This is a genomic window from Streptomyces sp. HmicA12 (assembly GCF_000373565.1).
Taxonomy (GTDB): Bacteria; Actinomycetota; Actinomycetes; order Streptomycetales; family Streptomycetaceae; genus Streptomyces.
In genome coordinates this window covers 275,702-282,902 of record NZ_KB891801.1, presented here as the reverse complement: position 1 = coordinate 282,902, position 7,201 = coordinate 275,702, and the positions used below count along the sequence as shown (strand labels likewise).

Below are 7,201 nucleotides of genomic sequence, written 5' to 3'. Positions count from 1 at the left end.
GTTTCGGTGGTCATAGCGTGAGGGAAACGCCCGGTTACATTCCGAACCCGGAAGCTAAGCCTTACAGCGCCGATGGTACTGCAGGGGGGACCCTGTGGGAGAGTAGGACGCCGCCGAACAAATTTTATGGGAAACCCCCGTGCTTTTCAGCACGGGGGTTTTCTGCGTTTAGGGTCCCTATATGCGCTACGAACTGGTCATTTTCGACAACGACGGTGTGCTCGTCGACAGCGAGCCGATCTCCAATACGCTCCTCGCCGGCTACCTCACCGAGCTCGGGCACCCGACCTCGTACGAGGACTCCCTGCGGGACTACATGGGCGCCGCCATGCACCGCGTACACGATCTCGTCCTCGAACGGACCGGGGAGCGGCTGCCCGACGACTTCGACGACGTTTTTCACGCGAGAGTCTTTGCCGCGTTCGAGCGGGAGCTGGAGCCGGTGGCGGGGGCCGTGGAAGTGCTGGAGAAGCTGACTGCGGACGGGGTGCCGTACTGCGTGGCGTCCTCGGGGAGCCATGAGCGGATCCGGGTCGGGCATCGGAAGACCGGGCTCGACCGGTGGTTCGGGGAAGGCCGCGTCTTCAGTTCGCAGGACGTGGGGCGGGGGAAGCCGGCGCCCGACCTGTTTCTCCATGCCGCCCGGCAGATGGGGGTCGCGCCGGAGAAGTGCGTCGTGGTCGAGGACAGCCCACTCGGGGTGCAGGCCGCTGTCGCCGCCGGGATGGACGTGTACGGATTCACGGCCATGACGCCGGCGGAACGGCTCACGGGAGCCGACCGGCTCTTCGCCGACATGCGGGAACTGCCCGGACTGCTGAGCGGATGACGAAGTCGGCGCCGCACCCCGGGAATTGAGTGCTTGATCTATCTACCCAGCGGTAGGTCTGGCGCATACGCTGAGCCGCCATGACCGATGGGAACGCAGGCATAACAGGTGCGATGCGGTGGGGGCGAAGAGCGCTGGGATTCAGCTTCTTCGCCCAGGGAGCGGCGTTCGCGCTGCTGGTGACCCGGATCCCTGCCATTCAGGACCAGTACGGGATCTCCGACGGGCTGCTGCCCGTCTTTCTGGCCGCCGTGCCCATCCTGGCCGGTGTCGGGAGCGTGTGCACCGAGCAGCTGGTCAAACGGGTCCGGCCGAGCCGGGTGCTGCGGTGGTCGCAGCCCGTCGTGCTGCTGGCGCTGCTCGGCGTCGGGGCCGGGGACAGCCTGGTCGAGGTCGGCGTCTCGCTCGCGGCCTTCGGTCTCGCCGTGGGAGCGCTCGACGCGTCGATGAACATGCTCGGCGTCAGCCTGCAGCGGGCCTACGGGCGCAGCATCATGCTCGGGTTCCACGCCGCGTACAGCCTGGGCGGAATCGTGGGTGCGTCGCTCGCATGGGCCGGGGCGCACTGGGACCTCTCACTGTTCGTGTCGTACCTGCCGGTCGCCGCCGTGCTGCTGCCCGCCTGCCTCGTGGGCAGCCGGTGGTACGTGGACAAGGGCGACCGGGTTGCCGACGCCGCGGAGAAGGCGGCCGAGGAGGCGCAGGCGAGCAAGATCGTCTTCAAGATGCTGCTGCCGCTGTGCCTGGTGATGTCCTTCGCCTACATCGGCGACTCCACCGTCTCCAACTGGAGCGCCAAGTACCTCCAGGACGTGCTGGGCAGCTCGGAGCAGCTGTCGACGGTTCCGTACAACGTCTACATGGTCATGACCCTGGTCGGGCGGGCCGTGGGCGATGTGGGAGTGCGGCGGTTCGGGGCCGTGGCCGTGGTGCGGGTCGGGGCCGTCGTGGCCGCCGCCGGGTTCGGTGTGGTGGCCGTGGCGCCGGGGCCGTGGGTCGGGATGCTCGGGTTCACCCTGCTGGGGCTCGGGCTCTGCGTGATCGTGCCGCAGACCTTCGCCGCCGCGGGGCGGCTCTTTCCCGGCGCGTCCGATGCCGCCGTCGCCCGGCTCAATATCTTCAACTACGTTGGTTTTCTGGTGGGTTCGCCGCTGGTGGGCGCTTTGGGTGATGCGTGGAGCTATCGCGGGGCGATGCTCGTACCGATGGCGTTGGTGCTGGTGACGCTCGTGTACGCCCCTTCGTTCGGTACGGGCGGCGACCGATACGGTGGCGGGCATGAGCGGCCGCGTGCAGTTGATGTGGGACCCAGCGGTAGCGGGGTATGACTTCGGGACCGGGCATCCGATGGACCCGGTCCGGCTCGAGCTGACCCGGAGCCTGGTGGGGGCCTTCGGGCTCGACCGGGACGAGAACGTCGAGGTGGTGGCCGCGGCGAGGGCCGGGGACTCGACCCTGCGGCTCGTCCACCGCGAGGACTACGTGGAGGCGGTCAAGGCCGCCTCCGTCGACCCGGACGGCGCCGACCAGGCGTACGGGCTCGGGACGATCGACGATCCCGCCTTCGCCGGGATGCACGAGGTGTCCGCGCTGATCGCCGGGCAGTCGGTGGGCGCCGCCGAAGCCGTGTGGCGGGGGAACGCGCTGCACGGCGTGAACTTCGCCGGTGGGCTGCACCACGCGATGCCGGGGGCCGCCTCCGGGTTCTGCGTGTACAACGACGCCGCGCTCGCCATCGCGCGGCTCCTGGAGCTCGGCGTGGAGCGCGTCGCGTACGTCGATGTCGATGTGCACCACGGGGACGGCGTCCAGGCCGCGTTCTGGGAGGACCCGCGGGTCCTGACGATCTCCCTGCACGAACACCCGCGGACGCTGTTCCCGCAGACCGGGTGGCCCGAGGAGACCGGGGCCGGCGGCGCCGGTGAGGGGTCCGCGGTGAATGTGGCGCTGCCGGCCGGTACGGGGGACGCCGGGTGGCTGCGGGCGTTCCACTCCGTGGTGCCGGAGCTGCTCGCCGAGTTCCGGCCGCAGGTGCTCGTCTCGCAGCACGGGGCCGATACGCACTTCGAGGACCCCCTCGCGCATCTCGCCGTGTCCCTGGACGCGCAGCGGGCCGTGCAGGTCGCCTGCCATGAGCTGGCGCACGAGTACGCGGACGGGAAGTGGGTCGCGCTCGGTGGCGGCGGGTACGCCGTGGTGGATGTCGTGCCGCGGTCGTGGACGCATCTGGTGGGTGTCGCGGCGGGGCGGGAGATCGCGCCCCAGACCGTGATTCCCGAGTCGTGGCGGCAGGAAGTCTTCGCGCGTACACGGCAGTTGGCGCCCGGGCGGATGACGGACGGGCGGTGGCCCGTGTCGTTCCGGGAGTGGGAGGAGGGGTACGACCCCGCGGACCGGCTGGATCAGGCGATCCTGGCCACGCGGAAGGCGGCCTTTCCGTTGCGGGGGCTGCTGCCGTAGCTCAGCGGGGCGGGGCCGGTGGCGGATCGGTTACTCCGACGGTGGGGTGTTTTCCCGGTTTTGGGGTGCTCAACGTGGTCAATGCAGCAGCATTTCAAGCGTGTTGAGCACCGGCGCCCTCCGCGCGCATCTGTTGGCGGCTCGGCTTGCCGGGCCCGTGGCGACCTCCCGCGAGGAGAGTCTGCGCAGTTACCGGCTCTTCGAGGCGAGGGACCCCCGTGTGCTTCTCGGGCTCGATCCCGAATGGTCGTGGGGGCAGCGGGACTTGCTCGCACTCATGGCCGACAAGTGTGGGGTGTCGCCGGATCCGGGGCACACCTCGGGGAACGATGTCATCGATCCCGAACGCACCCTGGCGGCTCTGGACGCCTTCGCGGACCGGCTCGGGAGAGCCGCAGGAAGCCGGTGTCCCGTGCTTTTCGGGACGGGACATCCGCACCGATTGCTCGGTTTCTACGCTTCGTTGGCGGACGCCTTGTCGGCGGCTGGATGCCCTGTTCTCACCCCCGCGCAGGGTCTCAGTGTCGACATAACGACCCGGTTCGGTCTACGCACGTACAACCTTGACTACGTACGAGGAGTCGCGCTGGTGCGAGAACCCGGCGCGTGGCCCCCCGGAAGCGAAGCCGGCGCGCACACCCACTCACCCCTCCCGGTTCGTACGGCTCTGACCGCTCTAGCGGAGGCCGGCGACCCCCTGCCGGGGCTTGTCGTGGGGGACCACGGATGGGTCTGCGGTGCAGGTCAGTTGGGGTTCGACGCCATCGGCCTGGCCGATACGGATGATCCCGCGCTGTTCGTCGGTGAGGCCGAGGGGCTGGTGTCCGTCGTCGTTCCGCTTGATGACGCTGTGCGGTCTGATTACTACCGACCGCTTACTCGCTATGTACTCAATCGAGCGTGTCTGTCACAGTAGGCGGCCGATCGCATCTCCTCTTCCCCACTCGCATCACACGCCCCTACATTGGGGAGTGAGCACGCAACGACGTTGAGTCACCGGAAGGGGAAGCCGGTGGCCGTCGAGTGCGGAAGGTTCAGGTGTGACATGGCTGCTGGTGAGAGTAGGCCTCTGAACGAGGTGCAGTTCCTGACCGTGGCGGAAGTCGCTTCGGTCATGCGAGTGTCCAAGATGACCGTGTACCGGTTGGTGCACAGTGGTCATCTGCCCGCGATCCGGGTGGGGCGGAGCTTCCGCGTCCCGGAGCAAGCGGTTCACGAGTACCTCCGCGAGTCCTATGTGGGGGTGGATGCGGGCTGATCCGCAGTCCGGGACGGCCTCGATTTCTGGCTCGGCGCTCGGGCGGGGTAGGCTGGCCCCCCGTAGGTCGTGTGGGCCCCAATGCAGCCCCGCACCGAGTGATTGTCCCCGCGATGCGGGGGTTGTCCGAGAAGTGAGCGAGGGTAGTCGTGGGCTCTGTTATCAAGAAGCGGCGTAAGCGGATGGCTAAGAAGAAGCACCGCAAGCTGCTGAAGCGCACCCGCGTGCAGCGTCGCAACAAGAAGTAAGCGATCGTTGCGTCAAAGCGCGCTCTCTGTGGCCCTTTCACCGTTCGGTGGGAGGGCCACAGTGCGTTGCTGGGCCTGGTGGTTCACGCCTGGCCGGTGGGCCTTTGGTTCACACCTGTACGTACAGCTGTGGCTGTCGTCACTTCATGCATCGTCCGGTCATCACAGCGCAACATCGAACCGCTAACGTGAGGCGCGAGCAGTGATTGCGGAGCGCGGCGGGCTGGGACGGAAGGTAGGCGCTGATCTTGGGCAAGGTCGTGCTCGTGACCGGGGTGGCCCGGCAGCTGGGGGGCCGGTTCGTCCGACGCATCCAGCGGGACCCGGAGGTGGACCGGGTCATCGGGGTGGATGCCGTGCCGCCCGCGCACCATCTGGGCGGGGCGGACTTCCTGCAGGCCGACATCCGGCAGCCGGCCATCGCGCGGGTGCTCGCCGAGCACTCCGTGGACACCGTGGTGCACCTGGACGTGACCGGGACCCCGCTGGCCAGCGGCGGTCGCGGCTCGGTCAAGGAGACCAACGTCATCGGCACGATGCAGCTGCTCGGGGCCTGCCAGAAGGCGCCCAGTGTGAAGCGGCTCGTGGTGAAGTCCAGTACGAACGTCTACGGCTCGGCGCCGCGTGATCCGGCCGTCTTCACCGAGACGACACCGCCCAAGTCGCTGCCGAGCGGCGGCTTCGCCAAGGACACGGTGGAGGTCGAGGGGTATGTGCGCGGGTTCGCCCGGCGCCGCCCGGACGTCGCCGTGTGTGTGCTCCGCTTCGCCAACATCCTCGGCCCCACCGCCGATTCACCGCTCGCCCAGTACTTCTCGCTGCCCGTCCTGCCGACCGTGCTCGGCTACGACCCGCGGCTGCAGTTCGTGCACGAGGACGACGTGATCGAGGTGCTGCGCATCGCGTCGCACGAACCGGAGCGCGGGACGCTGAACAGCGGCACCTTCAATGTCGCGGGGGACGGCGTGCTGCTGCTGTCGCAGTGTTCGCGGCGGCTCGGGCGGCCCACCGTTCCCGTGCTGCTGCCGGCCGTGACGTGGGTGGGCGGGGCTCTGCGTACGCTGGGTGCGACGGACTTCTCGCCCGAGCAGATTCGATTGCTCACGCACGGGCGGGTCGTCTCGACGGCGCAGATGCGCGACACCCTCGGGTTCCGGCCCAAGTACACGACCGCGGAAGCCTTCGCGGACTTCGTACGCGGCCGGGGACCCGGGCTGCTGCCGCCCCAGGCACTGGCGTCAGCCGTGGACAGGATCGCCGCTCTGCCGTTCGTGGGCGGCGGCGCCGGTACGCCCAGCCAGCCCCCGACGCAGAGCGCCAACTGAGGAGCGCATCAACGATGGCGGATGCCAAGGTCATTCCTTTCGACGACGACAGGTCGCGGGGGGCGACCGGCAAGGGTGCCGCACGCCGTAGGGGCACGGGCGGCAGCGCCGGCCGGCGCAAGGGTGAGCCCGCGGCTGTACGCGAGGTGAAGACCTTCCCCGCGCAGCAGCGGCAGCCGTCCGAGTCGCCGGAGACCGCCCCGGAGCCGGAGGCCGTCGAGGAGAAGCGCGGTGGGTGGGACCGGAAGATCGCGGGCGGGCTCGCTTTCCTGCGGCGCCGGATCACCGGTGATTACGACGTCGACGAGTTCGGCTACGACAAGGAGCTCACCGACCAGGTCCTGATGTCGCTGCTGCGTCCGATCGCGGAGAAGTACTTCCGCGTCGAGGTGAAGGGCATCGAGAACATCCCGTCGGAGGGCGGCGCGCTGATCGTCTCCAACCATTCGGGGACGCTGCCGCTGGACGGCCTGATGATGCAGGTCGCCGTGCACGACAACCATCCCGAGGGCCGCCATCTGCGGCTCCTGGCCGCCGACCTGGTGTTCATGCTGCCGGTCGTCAATGAGCTGGCCCGCAAGGCCGGGCACACCCTGGCCTGCGCGGAGGACGCGCAGCGGCTCCTGGAGAGCGGTGAGCTGGTCGGGGTGATGCCGGAGGGCTTCAAGGGCATCGGCAAGCCGTTCAGCGAGCGCTACAAGCTGCAGCGGTTCGGCCGCGGCGGCTTCGTGTCCACGGCGCTGCGGGCCGGGACGCCGATCGTGCCGTGCTCGATCGTCGGGGCGGAGGAGATCTACCCGATGATCGGCAACGCCAAGACGTTGGCGCGGGTGCTGGGGTTCCCGTACTTCCCGATCACGCCCACGTTTCCCTGGCTGGGGCCGTTGGGCGCGGTGCCGTTGCCGACGAAGTGGACGATTCAGTTCGGGGAGCCGATTCCGACGGACGGGTATCCGCCGGAGGCGGCCGAGGACCCGATGCTGATGTTCAACCTGACCGATCAGGTACGGGAGCAGATCCAGCACACGCTCTACAAGTTGCTGGTGCAGCGGCGGTCCGTGTTCTTCTGACGCGTGGACCG

At 68.8% G+C, this 7,201-nt stretch carries 8 protein-coding genes and 1 rRNA gene; all 9 read left to right on the top strand.

Translation table 11 applies throughout. The features are described 5' to 3' along the window. Window positions 1–2: 2 nt before the first annotated feature. The 9 genes from rrf (at window position 3) to B072_RS0110915 (ending at window position 7,190) form a co-directional block, all read left to right on the top strand. Window positions 3–119: ribosomal RNA gene (gene rrf, locus B072_RS0110950) — 5S ribosomal RNA — on the top strand. 62 nt (window positions 120–181) lie between these two features. After that, the gene (locus B072_RS0110945; protein WP_018529983.1) at window positions 182–829 is read left to right on the top strand and encodes an HAD family hydrolase; all 648 of its coding nucleotides are present in this window, start codon (window positions 182–184) and stop codon (window positions 827–829) included. Window positions 830–909: 80 nt separating this feature from the next. After that, window positions 910–2,157, top strand: a complete 1,248-nt coding sequence (locus tag B072_RS0110940; protein WP_202539551.1) for an MFS transporter — start codon at window positions 910–912, stop codon at window positions 2,155–2,157. Next, entirely contained in the window at window positions 2,108–3,289 is a 1,182-nt protein-coding gene (locus B072_RS0110935; RefSeq protein WP_026245687.1) for an acetoin utilization protein AcuC, read from the top strand. Before B072_RS0110940 ends, B072_RS0110935 begins: the two co-directional genes overlap by 50 nt. 100 nt (window positions 3,290–3,389) lie before the next feature. After that, window positions 3,390–4,205, top strand: a complete 816-nt coding sequence (locus B072_RS0110930) for a phosphatase (protein ID WP_018529980.1) — start codon at window positions 3,390–3,392, stop codon at window positions 4,203–4,205. Window positions 4,206–4,334: 129 nt separating this feature from the next. Next, window positions 4,335–4,547 (top strand): helix-turn-helix domain-containing protein, encoded by a 213-nt coding sequence (locus B072_RS0110925; protein ID WP_158689180.1) that lies wholly within the window; start codon window positions 4,335–4,337, stop codon window positions 4,545–4,547. Between the two features lie 149 nt (window positions 4,548–4,696). Continuing rightward, window positions 4,697–4,795, top strand: a complete 99-nt coding sequence (locus B072_RS46405; protein ID WP_003948845.1) for a 30S ribosomal protein bS22 — start codon at window positions 4,697–4,699, stop codon at window positions 4,793–4,795. 248 nt (window positions 4,796–5,043) lie between these two features. Continuing rightward, on the top strand, window positions 5,044–6,120 hold the full coding sequence (locus tag B072_RS0110920) for an NAD-dependent epimerase/dehydratase family protein (RefSeq protein ID WP_018529978.1): 1,077 nt from the start codon (window positions 5,044–5,046) through the stop codon (window positions 6,118–6,120). Window positions 6,121–6,134: 14 nt separating this feature from the next. After that, window positions 6,135–7,190 (top strand): lysophospholipid acyltransferase family protein, encoded by a 1,056-nt coding sequence (locus B072_RS0110915; protein ID WP_018529977.1) that lies wholly within the window; start codon window positions 6,135–6,137, stop codon window positions 7,188–7,190. The last annotated feature ends 11 nt before the right edge of the window (window positions 7,191–7,201 follow it).

Coding starts and splice junctions, on each gene's coding strand:
- B072_RS0110945 (WP_018529983.1), top strand. CDS start 182: ATGCGCTACGAACTGGTCATTTTCGACAACGACGGTGTGCTCGTCGAC.
- B072_RS0110940 (WP_202539551.1), top strand. CDS start 910: ATGACCGATGGGAACGCAGGCATAACAGGTGCGATGCGGTGGGGGCGA.
- B072_RS0110935 (WP_026245687.1), top strand. CDS start 2,108: ATGAGCGGCCGCGTGCAGTTGATGTGGGACCCAGCGGTAGCGGGGTAT.
- B072_RS0110925 (WP_158689180.1), top strand. CDS start 4,335: ATGGCTGCTGGTGAGAGTAGGCCTCTGAACGAGGTGCAGTTCCTGACC.
- B072_RS0110915 (WP_018529977.1), top strand. CDS start 6,135: ATGGCGGATGCCAAGGTCATTCCTTTCGACGACGACAGGTCGCGGGGG.